The sequence below is a fragment of the Aquimarina rhodophyticola genome (assembly GCF_042434915.1).
Lineage (GTDB): Bacteria > Bacteroidota > Bacteroidia > Flavobacteriales > Flavobacteriaceae > Aquimarina.
In genome coordinates this window covers 303,965-324,689 of the sequence record NZ_CP170198.1, presented here as the reverse complement: position 1 = coordinate 324,689, position 20,725 = coordinate 303,965, and the positions used below count along the sequence as shown (strand labels likewise).

Below are 20,725 nucleotides of genomic sequence, written 5' to 3'. Positions count from 1 at the left end.
GGTTATAAAAATAAATGGTAGATGTTTATTTGGACAATCTCATATAAATAAACTACCTGTTTATATAAAAATAACCCGTCTTGCGTTTAAGCAACTCATTAGCAGCCACGTACTCTAATGAATAATAATAGGTTCCTGTTGGTAGTGCCGTTGTACCAAATGTTCTTAGGCCTTTGTTACTGTTACCAGTAAAAAGTTCTTTGCCTGGTTGTTCATAACCTTTTTCAGAAAAAACGATTATACCCCAACGATTATAAATCTGTAATACATTATTCGGAAAGGCGTGAAGACCTGGTATCCTTAGTGCATCATTAATATTATCTCCATTAGGGCTCATGGCTTGATATAAAAAGACTTCATCGGGTTGCAAAAGAAAAACAATGGTTTGGTCTTCGAAATCGTTGTCATCATCAAAATCAACATCAGTTGTATCTAAAGGATCATCTGATAAATCATTTACATTATAACCATTCGCAATTTGTCCTTCTGCGATTGCTTGATTGACTACCTGTCCTTCAATAATATCATTTTGAGTTAGCGTATAAAACCCTTTAAAATTGCTTGAGTTTATTTCACCTGGCATTAAATCTATAGGATCACCTATAAGCTCAATATTAGGTAAAGAGTCTAATACAACAATGTTAAAAACTGGTACCTCCCCATTATTTTGAACTGAAAAAGTGTACTCAATCTGATCTCCAATAGTAACCAAATTATCCCCATTAGTATCTATATAAAATCCTGTTTTGGACAATGCTAAATTTGCTATATTATTCACGGTTATGAAAATTCTAGCATTATTGCAATACACGGGATTAACACTACTACAAATTTCATATTCTATTAAATGTTCTCCTGCTTCAGTATTTGGAGCAACTTTTACTTCTCCTGTCAACGGGTCAAAACTAATACCATCGGTAGGATTAGTATCAATAAACGAAGTAACACTAACATTCGTACCCAAAATAGCAGCATTACCATTTAAAGTATCATTGGCATTAACAAGGTTTTGAGAGGTTTCTCCCGTTCCTCCATTTAGGGTGATATAATCATCTTGAGCAACAACACAAATTGGAGAAGTAATACGTAGAGACTGTTGGCAGTTTGACGCAGCAGAAGTTACAGTTATATCAATGTCTTCTCCTAAATTGATTTCAGAAATACTCCAAACAGAACCTGTTATATTTGTGACTACACCAGCCGTACTTGTTACTACACCCTGACTTACTGTAACCTCTACCGAATAGGTATTCGATTGAGTAGTACATGTGGGAGCTTGTGTAATATTAATAATTGGAACATTTGTTATCGTAACGGTAAAAGAATTTTCGCTGCTACAGTTAGGTATCGAACTATTCTCTTCATATATAAATATAGTTTGCGTACTTGTTATTCTATCACCTTGAAATAACGCTTGTCCACCACCATTAGTTTCTGTATAATAACTTCCCGACGTAAGTGCTGGTAATACATAAAAATCACATCTACTAACATCTGCTGATGAATCTACAATTGGTAAGGATTGTACTTGCATTACAATAGAAGTACTAGTACTAGAACAACCGGTAGCAGTATCTGTTACGATCACAGAAACAGCGTCACCGTCGGCTAGATCGGTTGTAGTGTAGGTAGCGTTTGGTGATTGACCTTGAACACTCAGAGAACCTTTAAAAAATTCATATTCATCACCTCCTGTTGCGGTAAAAGTAACACTATCACCCTGACAAATGTTATTGTCCAAATCGTTACTAAGAATTTCTGGTATTACACTTGATGGATTTACAAGTAATATAGGCCCAGTTATAACGTTAGAATTAATATTATCAAATGTAACGTAAAAATCACCATAACTACCAGCATCCAAATTAGAAACAGCGAGTACGCCAGAAGCGTTTGATAGTATAGTTTCGCGTATCATTATACCATCATCTAAGTAATTAAGGGTGTAAGAAGTATTAGCTACAAGACCCTCTAATCGTATAATGCCATCCTTTGCTGAACAAGAAGTTGGATTTGATTTTGTATCTAAAGTAAGTTGAGTACAATTGATGGGATTACCTAGATTTGCATAATCAAAAGTTCCATTTCTTATTTTTTCAATAACTATTTGATTGGCTGAAGAATTAGCTAATCCAGCTGTTCTTCCTTCTAAACCAGAGCGTGTAAAATTGGCGCTGTTCTCCCAATCACCACAAGCAAAAGAAAATGTACTTCCTGAGCCGCCAGCCCCAACATTAAAGGAGGGATTATTACTAATAGGAAAAGTTGGCGCTAGAGTATTAGCATCAATATCCTCATAAGAAAAACCATGAAAAAAACTACCATCTGGTTTTCTAACTTGAAAAGCATCTCCAGAGTTTCGAAGACTAATTCTTCCCCACGAAGTAACTGTCGTTGAAGATTGTATACAAGGTGTGTATGCAGCATTTGCATTAGTTGGCTTTGTTCCGCTATTCTTTAAAGAAACTGCATCGATAGATACGACGTAAACATGATCATCATTAATGTCAAAAACATCATCTGCTGGTAGCTCACCCACATCAGGATCATTTGAGTTATAAATTACTATAAGGGAGCCTGGTAATACATCGTCAAAAATACTTCCTAAAATGATATGACCTGTTGAAATACCAACTCCTGTGCTTAGGGATTGAAAATCTCCATTATTATCATCAATAATCCAATTGGTTAGATCCACAGGACTTGTTGGATTTGCGGGATCACCGATGACTAATAGTTCTACCCATTCCTTTATTCCAGATGCTCCATTAGAAACTTCATTAATAATAATTCCTGCCTCTTGAGAACGCATATACATTAAAAAAGAAGAAAAAAACAGAATTACTACTAATGCCGATGTTATTTTTTTTTTTAAATATAAGCCATTGAAATGTATGATAGGTTAATAAATATTATAGAACTATAAAAAATAGTCATATTAATATTTAAGATTTAAAAACTAATTTAATCAAATAAATTAACTAGTAACAATGTATACATATCAAATCTAAAGATACATCGATTTTTATAAAATATATAATAACCAAAAGATTGATGCTATTTCAAAACTTCGCTTTAAAAATTATTCTTCTTTATAAAGATCAAATTTAATTAAACAAAAAAGTAGTTTTTTTAAATAAAAAAATCCCCTAAGATCAGAATATCTTAGGGGATTTTATAAAATCTACGTCGATATGTTCTTACTGATCAGATAAAATAATTTTATCTGTTACAACTCTATCATTCAACGTTAACTTACAAAAATACATTGCCGATGGTAGTGATCCATATTCATTAAATATAGCTTTATATTCTTTGAATGCTTCCACCTCTCCATCAAACAGTGTTTTTATCAAAACACCTGATGTAGAATAAACTTCAAGTTTTGCAGTTCCTTTTTCTGTTGAATTGAACATGATATTAACAGGACCCTGTGCTGGATTTGGAAATACATCTAACTCAACTTCAAAATTGTTAAGAATACTACTTGTAGTAGAAATTCTTTCAGATGCTCCTCTAGAACAATCACCAATTTCATTATCACTTACTCTAATTCTTCCAATATCAGAACACCCTGTTTTTGTATCTATAACATCAATATCATAGCGTCCAGAAGCTGTTACTTCAATTGTTGAGTCTCCTTCTGACCCTACGCTCCATTTGAATGTAATATCTGGATTTTCTGAACTAGCGGTTAACAGTATAGCTCCATTGGCTAAACATTCTCTACTTACACTGTATACTGGAACACTTCTTAGATCGTCGATTGTTACCACTGTTTCAAATGAACAGCTCGCATTATCGTTATCAGTAACTAGTACATCATAGGTACCTCCTGAACTTACTGTTAAACTGTTACCTGAAAGCGCAGTTCCGTTCCATAAAATAGTAGGATTACTAATACTGGTGGTAAATGTTACTACTACTTCTTCAGAAGTACAATCTATTACTCTATCATTAGAAACATCAATCGAAACATTCAATTCACTTTGACTTTCTTCGATCAGTACTACATCTTCGGTACTACAACCTGTGGTAGGATCTTCTACAACTACAGTATACGTGCCTGCTGCATCTACGCTTACCGTGTTAGCTGCAAGTGCGGTACCTTCCCATAGGATGGTGGCATTACTGATATCGGTGTTGATAGTAACTGCTAAAGTCTCGAAATCACACGTGATAACTCCATTGTTCTCTACAACAGTAGTGATACTTGGGGTGTTACGAATATCTTCGATCAGTACTACATCTTCGGTAGTACAACCTGTGGTAGGATCTTCTACAACTACAGTATACGTGCCTGCTGCATCTACGCTTACCGTGTTAGCTGCAAGTGCGGTACCTTCCCATAGGATGGTGGCATTACTGATATCGGTGTTGATAGTAACTGCTAAAGTCTCGAAATCACACGTGATAACTCCATTGTTCTCTACAACAGTAGTGATACTTGGGGTGTTACGAATATCTTCGATCAGTACTACATCTTCGGTACTACAACCTGTGGTAGGATCTTCTACAACTACAGTATACGTGCCTGCTGCATCTACGCTTACCGTGTTACCTGCAAGTGCGGTACCTTCCCATAGGATGGTGGCATTACTGATATCGGTGTTGATAGTAACTGCTAAAGTCTCGAAATCACACGTGATAACTCCATTGTTCTCTACAACAGTAGTGATACTTGGGGTGTTACGAATATCTTCGATCAGTACTACATCTTCGGTAGTACAACCTGTGGTAGGATCTTCTACAACTACAGTATACGTGCCTGCTGCATCTACGCTTACCGTGTTACCTGCAAGTGCGGTACCTTCCCATAGGATGGTGGCATTACTGATATCGGTGTTGATAGTAACTGTTAAAGTCTCGAAATCACACGTGATAACTCCATTGTTCTCTACAACGGTAGTGATACTTGGGGTGTTACGAATATCTTCGATCAGTACTACATCTTCGGTACTACAACCTGTGGTAGGATCTTCTACAACTACAGTATACGTGCCTGCTGCATCTACATGTACTGTATTACCTGCAAGTGCGGTACCTTCCCATAGGATGGTGGCATTACTGATATCGGTGTTGATAGTAACTGCTAAAGTCTCGAAATCACACGTGATAACTCCATTGTTCTCTACAACAGTAGTGATACTTGGGGTGTTACGAATATCTTCGATAACTACTACATCTTCGGTAGTACAACCTGTGGTAGGATCTTCTACAACTACAGTATACGTGCCTGCTGCATCTACGCTTACCGTGTTACCTGCAAGTGCGGTACCTTCCCATAGGATGGTGGCATTACTGATATCGGTGTTGATAGTAACTGTTAAAGTCTCGAAAGCACACGTGATAACTCCGTTGTTCTCTACAACAGTAGTGATACTTGGGGTGTTACGAATATCTTCGATCAGTACTACATCTTCGGTACTACAACCTGTGGTAGGATCTTCTACAACTACAGTATACGTGCCTGCTGCATCTACGCTTACCGTGTTACCTGCAAGTGCGGTACCTTCCCATAGGATGGTGGCATTACTGATATCGGTGTTGATAGTAACTGTTAAAGTCTCGAAATCACACGTGATAACTCCATTGTTCTCTACAACAGTAGTGATACTTGGGGTGTTACGAATATCTTCGATCAGTACTACATCTTCGGTACTACAACCTGTGGTAGGATCTTCTACAACTACAGTATACGTGCCTGCTGCATCTACGCTTACCGTGTTACCTGCAAGTGCGGTACCTTCCCATAGGATGGTGGCATTACTGATATCGGTGTTGATAGTAACTGTTAAGCTTTCGAAATCACACGTGATAACTCCATTGTTCTCTACAACAGTAGTGATACTTGGGGTGTTACGAATATCTTCGATCAGTACTACATCTTCGGTACTACAACCTGTGGTAGGATCTTCTACAACTACAGTATACGTGCCTGCTGCATCTACGCTTACCGTGTTACCTGCAAGTGCGGTACCTTCCCATAGGATGGTGGCATTACTGATATCGGTGTTGATAGTAACTGCTAAAGTCTCGAAAGCACACGTGATAACTCCATTGTTCTCTACAACGGTAGTGATACTTGGGGTGTTACGAATATCTTCGATCAGTACTACATCTTCGGTACTACAACCTGTGGTAGGATCTTCTACAACTACAGTATACGTGCCTGCTGCATCTACATGTACTGTATTACCTGCAAGTGCGGTACCTTCCCATAGGATGGTGGCATTACTGATGTCTGTATTTATTATAATCAATAAGCGCTCGAAATCACACGTGATAACTCCATTGTTCTCTACAACGGTAGTGATACTTGGGGTGTTACGAATATCTTCGATCAGTACTACATCTTCGGTAGTACAACCTGTGGTAGGATCTTCTACAACTACAGTATACGTGCCTGCTGCATCTACGCTTACCGTGTTACCTGCAAGTGCGGTACCTTCCCATAGGATGGTGGCATTACTGATATCGGTGTCGATAGTAACTGTTAAAGTCTCGAAAGCACACGTGATAACTCCGTTGTTTTCTACAACAGTAGTGACACTTGGTTCATTACGAATATCTTCGATCAGTACTACATCTTCGGTAGTACAACCTGTGGTAGGATCTTCTACAACTACAGTATACGTGCCTGCTGCATCTACATGTACTGTATTACCTGCAAGTGCGGTACCTTCCCATAGGATGGTGGCATTACTGATGTCTGTATTTATTATAATCAATAAGCGCTCGAAATCACACGTGATAACTCCATTGTTTTCTACAACAGTAGTGACACTTGGGGTGTTACGAATATCTTCGATCAGTACTACATCTTCGGTACTACAACCTGTGGTAGGATCTTCTACAACTACAGTATACGTGCCTGCTGCATCTACGCTTACCGTGTTAGCTGCAAGTGCGGTACCTTCCCATAGGATGGTGGCATTACTGATATCGGTGTTGATAGTAACTGCTAAAGTCTCGAAATCACACGTGATAACTCCATTGTTCTCTACAACAGTAGTGATACTTGGGGTGTTACGAATATCTTCGATAACTACTACATCTTCGGTAGTACAACCTGTGGTAGGATCTTCTACAACTACAGTATACGTGCCTGCTGCATCTACGCTTACCGTGTTACCTGCAAGTGCGGTACCTTCCCATAGGATGGTGGCATTACTGATATCGGTGTTGATAGTAACTGTTAAAGTCTCGAAAGCACACGTGATAACTCCATTGTTCTCTACAACAGTAGTGATACTTGGGGTGTTACGAATATCTTCGATCAGTACTACATCTTCGGTACTACAACCTGTGGTAGGATCTTCTACAACTACAGTATACGTGCCTGCTGCATCTACGCTTACCGTGTTACCTGCAAGTGCGGTACCTTCCCATAGGATGGTGGCATTACTGATATCGGTGTTGATAGTAACTGTTAAAGTCTCGAAAGCACACGTGATAACTCCATTGTTCTCTACAACAGTAGTGATACTTGGGGTGTTACGAATATCTTCGATCAGTACTACATCTTCGGTGCTACAACCTGTGGCAGGATCTTCTACAACTACAGTATACGTGCCTGCTGCATCTACGCTTACCGTGTTACCTGCAAGTGCGGTACCTTCCCATAGGATGGTGGCATTACTGATATCGGTGTTGATAGTAACTGCTAAAGTCTCGAAAGCACACGTGATAACTCCATTGTTCTCTACAACAGTAGTGATACTTGGGGTATTACGAATATCTTCGATCAGTACTACATCTTCGGTGCTACAACCTGTGGCAGGATCTTCTACAACTACAGTATACGTGCCTGCTGCATCTACGCTTACCGTGTTACCTGCAAGTGCGGTACCTTCCCATAGGATGGTGGCATTACTGATATCGGTGTTGATAGTAACTGCTAAAGTCTCGAAAGCACACGTGATAACTCCATTGTTCTCTACAACGGTAGTGATACTTGGGGTGTTACGAATATCTTCGATCAGTACTACATCTTCGGTAGTACAACCTGTGGTAGGATCTTCTACAACTACAGTATACGTGCCTGCTGCATCTACATGTACTGTATTACCTGCAAGTGCGGTACCTTCCCATAGGATGGTGGCATTACTGATATCGGTGTTGATAGTAACTGCTAAAGTCTCGAAATCACACGTGATAACTCCATTGTTCTCTACAACAGTAGTGATACTTGGGGTGTTACGAATATCTTCGATAACTACTACATCTTCGGTAGTACAACCTGTGGTAGGATCTTCTACAACTACAGTATACGTGCCTGCTGCATCTACGCTTACCGTGTTACCTGCAAGTGCGGTACCTTCCCATAGGATGGTGGCATTACTGATATCGGTGTTGATAGTAACTGTTAAAGTCTCGAAAGCACACGTGATAACTCCATTGTTCTCTACAACAGTAGTGATACTTGGGGTGTTACGAATATCTTCGATCAGTACTACATCTTCGGTACTACAACCTGTGGTAGGATCTTCTACAACTACAGTATACGTGCCTGCTGCATCTACGCTTACCGTGTTACCTGCAAGTGCGGTACCTTCCCATAGGATGGTGGCATTACTGATATCGGTGTTGATAGTAACTGTTAAAGTCTCGAAAGCACACGTGATAACTCCATTGTTCTCTACAACAGTAGTGATACTTGGGGTGTTACGAATATCTTCGATCAGTACTACATCTTCGGTGCTACAACCTGTGGCAGGATCTTCTACAACTACAGTATACGTGCCTGCTGCATCTACGCTTACCGTGTTACCTGCAAGTGCGGTACCTTCCCATAGGATGGTGGCATTACTGATATCGGTGTTGATAGTAACTGCTAAAGTCTCGAAAGCACACGTGATAACTCCATTGTTCTCTACAACAGTAGTGATACTTGGGGTATTACGAATATCTTCGATCAGTACTACATCTTCGGTGCTACAACCTGTGGCAGGATCTTCTACAACTACAGTATACGTGCCTGCTGCATCTACGCTTACCGTGTTACCTGCAAGTGCGGTACCTTCCCATAGGATGGTGGCATTACTGATATCGGTGTTGATAGTAACTGCTAAAGTCTCGAAAGCACACGTGATAACTCCATTGTTCTCTACAACGGTAGTGATACTTGGGGTGTTACGAATATCTTCGATCAGTACTACATCTTCGGTGCTACAACCTGTGGTAGGATCTTCTACAACTACAGTATACGTGCCTGCTGCATCTACATGTACTGTATTACCTGCAAGTGCGGTACCTTCCCATAGAATGGTGGCATTACTGATGTCTGTATTTATTATAATCAATAAGCGCTCGAAATCACACGTGATAACTCCATTGTTCTCTACAACAGTAGTGATACTTGGGGTGTTACGAATATCTTCGATCAGTACTACATCTTCGGTGCTACAACCTGTGGTAGGATCTTCTACAACTACAGTATACGTGCCTGCTGCATCTACGCTTACCGTGTTACCTGCAAGTGCGGTACCTTCCCATAGGATGGTAGCATTACTGATATCGGTGTTGATAGTAACTGCTAAAGTCTCGAAAGCACACGTGATAACTCCATTGTTCTCTACAACAGTAGTGATACTTGGGGTGTTACGAATATCTTCGATCAGTACTACATCTTCGGTGCTACAACCTGTGGTAGGATCTTCTACAACTACAGTATACGTGCCTGCTGCATCTACGCTTACCGTGTTACCTGCAAGTGCGGTACCTTCCCATAGGATGGTAGCATTACTGATATCGGTGTTGATAGTAACTGCTAAAGTCTCGAAAGCACACGTGATAACTCCATTGTTCTCTACAACAGTAGTGATACTTGGGGTGTTACGAATATCTTCGATCAGTACTACATCTTCGGTACTACAACCTGTGGTAGGATCTTCTACAACTACAGTATACGTGCCTGCTGCATCTACGCTTACCGTGTTACCTGCAAGTGCGGTACCTTCCCATAGGATGGTGGCATTACTGATATCGGTGTTGATAGTAACTGCTAAAGTCTCGAAAGCACACGTGATAACTCCATTGTTCTCTACAACAGTAGTGATACTTGGGGTGTTACGAATATCTTCGATCAGTACTACATCTTCGGTACTACAACCTGTGGTAGGGTCTTCTACAACTACAGTATACGTACCTGCTGCATCTACACTTACCGTGTTACCTGCAAGTGCGGTACCTTCCCATAGGATGGTGGCATTACTGATATCGGTGTTGATAGTAACTGCTAAAGTCTCGAAATCACACGTGATAACTCCATTGTTCTCTACAACAGTAGTGATACTTGGGGTGTTACGAATATCTTCGATCAGTACTACATCTTCGGTACTACAACCTGTGGTAGGATCTTCTACAACTACAGTATACGTGCCTGCTGCATCTACATGTACTGTATTACCTGCAAGTGCGGTACCTTCCCATAGGATGGTGGCATTACTGATATCGGTGTTGATAGTAACTGTTAAGCTTTCGAAATCACACGTGATAACTCCATTGTTCTCTACAACAGTAGTGATACTTGGGGTGTTACGAATATCTTCGATCAGTACTACATCTTCGGTACTACAACCTGTGGTAGGATCTTCTACAACTACAGTATACGTGCCTGCTGCATCTACGCTTACCGTGTTACCTGCAAGTGCGGTACCTTCCCATAGGATGGTGGCATTACTGATATCGGTGTTGATAGTAACTGCTAAAGTCTCGAAAGCACACGTGATAACTCCATTGTTCTCTACAACGGTAGTGATACTTGGGGTGTTACGAATATCTTCGATCAGTACTACATCTTCGGTACTACAACCTGTGGTAGGATCTTCTACAACTACAGTATACGTGCCTGCTGCATCTACGCTTACCGTGTTACCTGCAAGTGCGGTACCTTCCCATAGGATGGTGGCATTACTGATATCGGTGTTGATAGTAACTGCTACCTCATTAAAATTACAATCTATGTTACCATTATTAGTAATGGTAGTTGTCAATTGAGGTAAAGCATCGTCTCGCTCGATTGTTCTAATTGTCGAACCAGAACAACCTGAAGGAGTAGTAACTGTTAAAGAGTAATCACCTTCAGTACTTACTGTAATACTTTTAAGAGTAGAAACAAAGCCATTTGGTCCTTCCCATAAATAAGAAACATCTTCGATAGCTGATATTGCAGTTATAATAACTTCATTATCTACACAAGTCAAAGCTCCTTCTACAGACGTTGAAACTTCTACTTCATTAGATCTTTCGCCAGAAACTTTGATGTTATCAAATATATAAACTTCGTCAGTTCCAGTATTAAATTGGTGAATTACAATCTGTAGTTCACTTCCTTCTAAGAAAGGTGAGCTGATTCTGGATACTTCTGGATCAGAATACTCATAAAATAAAGTCTCACCACCATTATCCAAAATATAATACACTCTAAAATAATCCTGGTTAAGTTCTAATGATCCACTAGCTTCAAAATCTAGTGTGACATTTACATCTTTAAAAGAAGATATATCAATAGTCTCGGATTTCCAAATAGACCTTCTAGCCAATAATCCATAGCTTTTAAATTGATTATTCACAACCATAGATCGTAGACTATTTCCAGTGTAATCTAGTGACCAAGCCGTATCGCCTATATCAATTATAGTTCCATCTTCGAGATCCTCAAAATCTTCAAGCCATAAAATCTCTGTTCCACCAGCTATAGAAGAAATTACTTCTGCAGTTTGGCTAACAGAACAACCATTAGGAGCTGTAACTGTTAACGTATAAATTCCGGCAGCATTAACCTCTAAATTTTTAGTATTAAAAACTACGCCATTTGGATCTTTCCAAGCGTAACTAACATTTGATGTCGTAGAATTTCCTATTAAAGTGACTACAGATACAGAACAACTTATAGATCCATCAACTGTAGCACTAATGTTGGGCTCATCCTTATTCTCTTCAACCTCAATAAACGCCACAGAAGAACATCCATTAGGCCTAGTTACAGTTAAATCATATTCTCCGCCTTCACTTACAACTACAATTGCAGAGGTAGAACTAAATCCATTTGGACCTCTCCATTGGTAACTAACATCTGGTGTCGTGGAGCTTCCTGTTAATGTAACTTCTGTATTGATACACGTAATCTCTCCATCTACAGATGCATTGATTGAAGGAGTTTCTTTGTCTTCATCTACATTAACGGTTTCTGTACTAAAACATCCATTAGCAGCAGTAACTCTTAAGGTATAATCACCTCCCTCAAAAACTTCTACAATACGAGTATTCTCATTAAAACCATTAGGTCCTGTCCAGTTATAACTTACATTTGGTGTCGTTGAATTTCCCGTAAGGGTAACAACAGATGCTATTCTTGTAGCATCACTACATCCTATGGCACCATCAACTGTAGCACTAATGTTGGGCTCATCCTTATTCTCTTCAACCTCAATAAACGCCACAGAAGAACATCCATTAGGCCTAGTTACAGTTAAATCATATTCTCCGCCTTCACTTACAACTACAATTGCAGAGGTAGAACTAAATCCATTTGGACCTCTCCATTGGTAACTAACATCTGGTGTCGTGGAGCTTCCTGTTAATGTAACTTCTGTATTGATACACGTAATCTCTCCATCTACAGATGCATTGATTGAAGGAGTTTCTTTGTCTTCATCTACATTAACGGTTTCTGTACTAAAACATCCATTAGCAGCAGTAACTCTTAAGGTATAATCACCTCCCTCAAAAACTTCTACAATACGAGTATTCTCATTAAAACCATTAGGTCCTGTCCAGTTATAACTTACATTTGGTGTCGTTGAATTTCCCGTAAGGGTAACAACAGATGCTATTCTTGTAGCATCACTACATCCTATGGCACCATCAACTGTAGCACTAATATTGGGCTCATTCTTATTCTCTTCAACCTCAATAAACGCCACAGAAGAACATCCATTAGGTCTAGTTACAGTTAAATCATATTCTCCGCCTTCACTTACAACTACAATTGCAGAGGTAGAACTAAATCCATTTGGACCTCTCCATTGGTAACTAACACCTGGTGTCGTGGAGCTTCCTGTTAATGTAACTTCTGTATTGATACACGTAATCTCTCCATCTACAGAAGCATTGATTGAAGGAGTTTCTTTATCTTCATCTACATTGACGGTTTCTGTACTAAAACATCCATTAGCAGCAGTAACTCTTAAGGTATAATCACCTCCCTCAAAAACTTCTACAATACGAGTATTCTCATTAAAACCATTAGGTCCTGTCCAAACATAACTAACATTAGGAGTAGTTGAATTTCCCGTAAGGGTAACAACAGATGCTATTCTTGTAGCATCACTACATCCTATGGCACCATCAACTGTAGCACTAATGTTGGGCTCATCCTTATTCTCTTCAACCTCAATAAACGCCACAGAAGAACATCCATTGGGTCTAGTTACAGTTAAATCATATTCTCCGCCTTCACTTACAACTACAATTGCAGAGGTAGAACTAAATCCATTTGGACCTCTCCATTGGTAACTAACACCTGGTGTTGTGGAGCTTCCTGTTAATGTAACTTCTGTATTGATACACGTAATCTCTCCATCTACAGATGCATTGATTGAAGGAGTTTCTCTGTCTTCATCTACATTCACGGTTTCTGTACTAAAACATCCATTAACAGCAGTAACTCTTAAGGTATAATCACCTCCCTCAAAAACTTCTACAATACGAGTATTCTCATTAAAACCATTAGGTCCTGTCCAAACATAACTAACATTAGGAGTAGTTGAATTTCCTGTAAGGGTAACAACAGATGCTATTCTTGTAGCATCACTACATCCTATGGCACCATCAACTGTAGCACTAATGTTGGGCTCATCCTTATTCTCTTCAACCTCAATAAACGCCACAGAAGAACATCCATTAGGCCTAGTTACAGTTAAATCATATTCTCCGCCTTCACTTACAACTACAATTGCAGAGGTAGAACTAAATCCATTTGGACCTCTCCATTGGTAACTAACATCTGGTGTTGTGGAGCTTCCTGTTAATGTAACTTCTGTATTGATACACGTAATCTCTCCATCTACAGATGCATTGATTGAAGGAGTTTCTTTATCTTCATCTACATTGACGGTTTCTGTACTAAAACATCCATTAACAGCAGTAACTCTTAAGGTATAATCACCTCCCTCAAAAACTTCTACAATACGAGTATTCTCATTAAAACCATTAGGTCCTGTCCAAACATAACTAACATTAGGAGTAGTTGAATTTCCTGTAAGGGTAACAACAGATGCTATTCTTGTAGCATCACTACATCCTATGGCACCATCAACTGTAGCACTAATGTTGGGCTCATCCTTATTCTCTTCAACCTCAATAAACGCCACAGAAGAACATCCATTAGGCCTAGTTACAGTTAAATCATATTCTCCGCCTTCACTTACAACTACAATTGCAGAGGTAGAACTAAATCCATTTGGACCTCTCCATTGGTAACTAACATCTGGTGTTGTGGAGCTTCCTGTTAATGTAACTTCTGTATTGATACACGTAATCTCTCCATCTACAGATGCATTGATTGAAGGAGTTTCTTTATCTTCATCTACATTGACGGTTTCTGTACTAAAACATCCATTAACAGCAGTAACTCTTAAGGTATAATCACCTCCCTCAAAAACTTCTACAATACGAGTATTCTCATTAAAACCATTAGGTCCTGTCCAAACATAACTAACATTAGGAGTAGTTGAATTTCCCGTAAGGGTAACAACAGATGCTATTCTTGTAGCATCACTGCATCCTATGGCACCATCAACTGTAGCACTAATGTTGGGCTCATCCTTATTCTCTTCAACAGTTACAGTTTTTGTGCTAAAACATCCATTAGCAGCAGTAACTTTTAAGGTATAATCTCCACCTTCTGAAGCTTCTACAACACGAGTATTCTCATTAAACCCATTAGGTCCTGTCCAGTTATAACTAACATTAGGAGTAGTTGAGTTTCCAGTAAGCGTTACTATAGGTATAACACATGTAATATCACCACTTACCGATGTACTAACTACTGGTCTGTCGTTATCTTCTTCGACTTCGATAGTTTGCTTAGCAAAACATCCATTAGCTTTGGTTACTGTTAATGTATACTCACCTGAAGTGCCTACATTGACAACTCGAGAGTTCACATTAAAACCATTGGGTCCTGTCCAATTATAACTAACATTAGGTACCGTGGAGTTTCCTGTCAAAGTTACAGTTGAAACCGAACACGTAATATCACCATTTACTGAAGCACTAAGAGTAGGTACGTCTTTATCCTCGTTTACAGTTACAGTTTTTGTACTAAAACATCCATTAGCAGCAGTAATTTTTAAGGTATAATCTCCACCTTCTGAAGCTTCTACAACACGAGTATTTTCATTAAACCCATTAGGTCCTGTCCAGTTATAACTAACATTAGGAGTAGTTGAATTTCCAGTAAGCGTTACTATAGGTATAACACATGTAATATCACCACTTACCGATGTACTAACTACTGGTCTGTCGTTATCTTCTTCGACTTCGATAGTTTGCTTAGCAAAACATCCATTAGCTTTGGTTACTGTTAATGTATACTCACCTGAAGTGCCTACATTGACAACTCGAGAGTTCACATTAAAACCATTGGGTCCTGTCCAATTATAACTAACATTAGGTACCGTGGAGTTTCCTGTCAAAGTTACAGTTGAAACCGAACACGTAATATCACCATTTACTGAAGCACTAAGAGTAGGTACGTCTTTATCCTCGTTTACAGTTACAGTTTTTGTACTAAAACATCCATTAGCAGCAGTAATTTTTAAGGTATAATCTCCACCTTCTGAAGCTTCTACAATACGAGTATTCTCATTAAAACCATTAGGTCCTGTCCAGTTATAACTAACATTAGGAGTAGTTGAGTTTCCAGTAAGCGTTACTATAGGTATAACACATGTAATATCCCCACTTACCGATGTACTAACTACTGGTTGTTCTTTGTCTTCTTCTACCTCAATAACTTCTGTAATAAAACATCCATTTGGAGCTGTAACTCTCAAGGTGTAGTTTCCTCTTAAACCCACTTCTATAATTCGTGAATTTACAGTTAGACCACTAGGACCTGTCCAATTGTACGTAACATTGGGGGTTGTGGAATTTCCTGTTAATGTTACCTCGGTTACATTACAACTTAATTCACCATCTACTGCAGTGCTAATAGTAGGTTCGTCTTTATCTTCGTTTACAGTTACAGTTTTTGTACTAAAACATCCATTAGCAGCAGTCACTTTTAGGGTATAATCTCCACCTTCTGAAGCTTCTACAACACGAGTATTCTCATTAAACCCATTAGGTCCTGTCCAGTTATAACTAACATTAGGAGTAGTTGAGTTTCCAGTAAGCGTTACTATAGGTATAACACATGTAATATCACCACTTACCGTTGTACTAACTACTGGTCTGTCTTTATCCTCCTCTACTTCGATTGAGGTTGTTTTAGAACATCCCCCTGATAGCGAAACTGTTAGTATATAATTTCCAGCAGTACTAACCTCAACTATACGAGTGTTTTCATTAAATCCATTAGGTCCTGTCCAAGAATACGTAACATTAGGGGTTGTGGAATTTCCAGTTAAAGTTACAGTTGGTGAAAAACAATTGATGACACCATTAACTGTTGCGTCAATATCAATTCCATCAACCAAAATTGTATTATCTACTTTAATATTATCCAAGTAATATATTTCACTAACATCGGTAGTTGTAGAACGTGCTATTAATTGTAGCGTGTTTCCATTTAAATTATTCACAACAATATCGCTGCCATTAGCGCTTCCGTTATTGATAACACCTAAGCTTTCGCTAAATAATACTTCTGCTTGTCCATCAATTTTATAGTATAAACGTAAATAATCTAAGCTCGATCCGCTAGATTCCATACCCGTAGTACTACAAATATTTAAGGATACATTTACATCGTTCAAATTTTCAATATCAATAACCTCAGAACTCCAAACACCTTCATTTCCGGGCCCAATATTACTTACTATAAAAGCATTATTTAAAACTTCTAAACGACCATTTCCACTTGGATTACTTGTAGACCAAGCTGTAGATCCATTATCAGTTTGCGTCTGATTTGACAAATCATTAAAATTTTCTAACCAAATGAGATTGTACTCTTCAAAAGATGATGGATCACCTGTGACGCGACCCGTAGCTGTAGCTGTACAACCCGAAGGAGATGTTACCGTTAAGATATAATCTCCAGCAACTCCTACCACAATATTTTGAGAAGTGCTTGTAAAACCTTGTGGTCCAGTCCAACTATAGGTTACATCTGGTTCTGATGCTCCACCTCTTATTGGGACCTGTGGATTACTACATGAGAGTACACCATCAACAATAGCTTCGGCTTCTAGTGCACTAGCTCCGTCACCTATAACCTCTATATTATCAAAATAATAAAATTCGCTATCTCCAGTACTCAAAGATCTTACTATTATTTGTAAGGTATTTCCATTTAAAACAGGAGTACGTATCGTTTCTGAACTAAAAGCACCATCTTTATCTCCATTGATAAAAAACTGTTCGCTACCATTGTTCAGTTTATAGTAAACTCTAAAATAATCTTGTCCAGAATCTAACGAACCTTCGCCGTCAATATCCATAGACACAGTAATATCAGAATAAGAAGAAATATTTATAACCTCTGATGTCCAAACTCCTTGACCAATCGACGAATCATAGTTAGAACCATTAATTACAAATTGTTGACCCCTAACTTCCATAAAACCACTCTCAATACCAGATGTATCTGAATTCCAAGCGGTATCGCCATTGTCTTGAATTGTTCCATTAGAAAGATCATTAAAGTTTTCTAACCAAATAGTTTGATCCTCACCACCAACAGAAACCGATTTAACCTCGACAATCTGTGAACTGCTACAACCGCTATTACCAAGAGTCACGGTAAACGTGTATTCTCCTGGTACTGAAACCTGTGTCACTTGAGAATTCGTTGCGAAGCCATTAGGCCCTGACCATTCATATGTAACTCCTGGCGTATTTGAATTTCCTGTCAGACTCACTGCCGATGTATTACATCCTAGTATTCCTGAAGCTGAAGCAGTAATATCTGGAATTTCACCACTGCCTTGCACAGATACCGTTACCGAGTCCGAACAATCACCATTAGAAACGGTAAGTGTGTAATTACCTGCCGTACCGACTGTAATATTTTGGTTAGAACTTGTAAAACCATTGGGTCCTACCCAGCTATATGTAGCATTACTTACATTTGCATTACCATTGATAGTTACACTCGATTGCGTGCAGGATAGTGTTCCATTTACTTGGGCAGAAGCTTGTAACCCGGTTGTACTATCTGCTGCTATTACACCAACATTATCCATATAGTAAAACTCATTATCGCCTGTAGCCCTTGCTTTGACAATAATTCTTAACGTTTGACCTGTACTAAGACTATTTGATGAAATAGTAGTATAAGAACTGTTATGATTATTGATAGCTCCTATTCTCTCTGAGAATAATACCTCTGATCCATTATCGATTTTATAATAAAATTTAATATAATCAAGTACATCGCCAGTATCATTCATAACACCTCCATCTGTAACTGAGCTGCGCGTTCCTAATGACACTTTTATATTTGATAAATTACTAATATCAATAGCTTCTGAAGTCCAAACTCCCTCTCCGCTAGTTCCAATACCACTTATTACAAAAGTATTATTTGAAACATTGAATATGGCAGAGCTTGGTTTTTGCACTGACCAACTAGTATCACCAGTATCTGTGGTAGTCCCATTGCCTAAGGAAAAATCTTCTACCCATACAGCTTGTGCACCAGAAGTAGTACCCTCAACCTTAATGTCTCTAACAATATATTTCTCATCAGTAGCAGAGTTTTTCAATCTTACAACTACCTGAATAGTTTGACCTTGTAATGCTGGAGACTCTGCCATTGCAGTAGCTATTCCAGACATTTGATCACCTAATCCGCCAGTATCTTGAAAAAATATCTGTTCTGAACCGTTGTTAAGTATATAACCAACTTTTATAAAATCTGCAGCTTCAAAACTGCCACTACCAGTTGTTTCGCTTCTTAAATCTACTGAAACTTTTACATCAGAAAAGGAAGCTATATTTATCGATTCAGAAATCCAAATCCCTTCGTTCGTAGATCCAAAAGATGCTACCAATTCATTATTCTGTACAGAAAATGTTCCCGAACCCGTATTTTGCAATGACCAACCAGTTGTACCGTTATCACTGCTAGTACCATTAGAAAGGTTAAACGTTTCGTTCCATATTGTCTGCGTTCTAGCTATTTCACCTTCAATTTTAACATCTCGAATTGTATAAAATTCGTCTGTAAAAGAGTTTTTTAATCGTATAACGACCTGAAGTGTTTGTCCTTGTAAGGGCTGAGAAACTGCAACTGCTGTCGCTGTTCCCATGATTTCTGTGCCTAGACCAGCTGTGTTTTCAAAAAATGTTTGTTCTGAACCATTATTAAGGATATATCCAACTTTGATAAAATCTGCATCCTCAAAACCATTGCCAGTTAATGTTTCACTTTTTAAATCAGCAGAAATTGTAACTGACGAAAAAGATGATATATCTACTGCTTCCGAGATCCAAATACCTTCGTTCGTAGCTCCAAAAGATGCTACCAGTTCATTATTCTGTATAGAAAATGTCCCTGTGCCTGTATTTTGCAATGACCAACCACTGGCACCGCTGTCACTAGTAGTACCATTTGCATGTTGAAAATTTTCATGCCATACTACATTTGAACCACCTGCATTCGTACTAGAGCTTACTGTAACAACATCGGTTGCGGTTCCGTTACTGCTAGTTACTGTAACCCTATATGTTCCTGGAGTAGAAACTATCGGATTTTGTAAGGTAGAGGTAAAATTATTAGGTCCCGTCCAACTAAAACTTGGATTTGTTGCTGTTGTTGATGCAAATAATTGTATCGAAGAGTTAGCACAGGAGATAACACCATTGTTACTAGCCGATGCAACCACACCTATTGTAGATGTCTCACAGGGTCCCTCTTCTTTGAAAAGTCTGTATTCTTCGATATGATATTTTGAGGTTTGAGATCCTCCATTATCATAATTGTACAGTTTTACAATTAATTGTACTTTATTTCCATTGAGTTCTTCTGATATAAAATCAATAGTTCCAAAATTTCCTGTTCGTTGATCTAGCAATTGCTCAGGTCCTCCATCTATACGATAGTAGATTTTTACATATTCTGAGCTATTCATATCGCCTTCAGAATGAACCTTCACTGAAACTTGAAAATCCGAATATCCTTGAGCAGAAACTTCTCTGGAGTACCAGATACCTTCGCCTCCTAAATGTTCGGCATGCAATCTATTTGAGCGTACTTCAAAGTAAGTAGCATTTTGAACTTTACTAGCATCTAGGTACCATCCATCTGGACTCGTATCTACTGTAGTTCCATTAATGCTATGAAAATCTTTGTCCATAATAGGACAATCTGGGCTTGCAGCTAGTGCTATGCTATAAAGCAGCAGCAGTAGCATCGTAAAAAATTTAAAAAATTGTTTTTTTGAGTAAAATTCGATCATGTGCTAGGTTTATTTAGTTATACAAAGGGGGTTGTACATACTGCTCTTAACTTTTTACAGTATGCTATTGTGGGATTACCATTTATCCT

Annotated in this window: 2 protein-coding genes; both read right to left on the bottom strand. The window is 38.7% G+C overall.

What is annotated here, in order from left to right; all coding sequences use genetic code 11:
- Positions 1-52 precede the first annotated feature (52 nt).
- Positions 53-2,812, bottom strand: a complete 2,760-nt coding sequence (locus tag ACE939_RS01495) for a gliding motility-associated C-terminal domain-containing protein (RefSeq protein WP_378187005.1) — start codon at positions 2,810-2,812, stop codon at positions 53-55.
- A 388-nt stretch (positions 2,813-3,200) separates the two neighbouring features.
- The gene (locus tag ACE939_RS01490) at positions 3,201-20,636 is read right to left on the bottom strand and encodes a T9SS type A sorting domain-containing protein (protein WP_378187004.1); all 17,436 of its coding nucleotides are present in this window, start codon (positions 20,634-20,636) and stop codon (positions 3,201-3,203) included.
- Between the last annotated feature and the right edge of the window lie 89 nt (positions 20,637-20,725).

Coding starts and splice junctions, on each gene's coding strand:
- ACE939_RS01495 (WP_378187005.1), bottom strand. CDS start 2,812: ATGCGTTCTCAAGAGGCAGGAATTATTATTAATGAAGTTTCTAATGGA.
- ACE939_RS01490 (WP_378187004.1), bottom strand. CDS start 20,636: ATGATCGAATTTTACTCAAAAAAACAATTTTTTAAATTTTTTACGATG.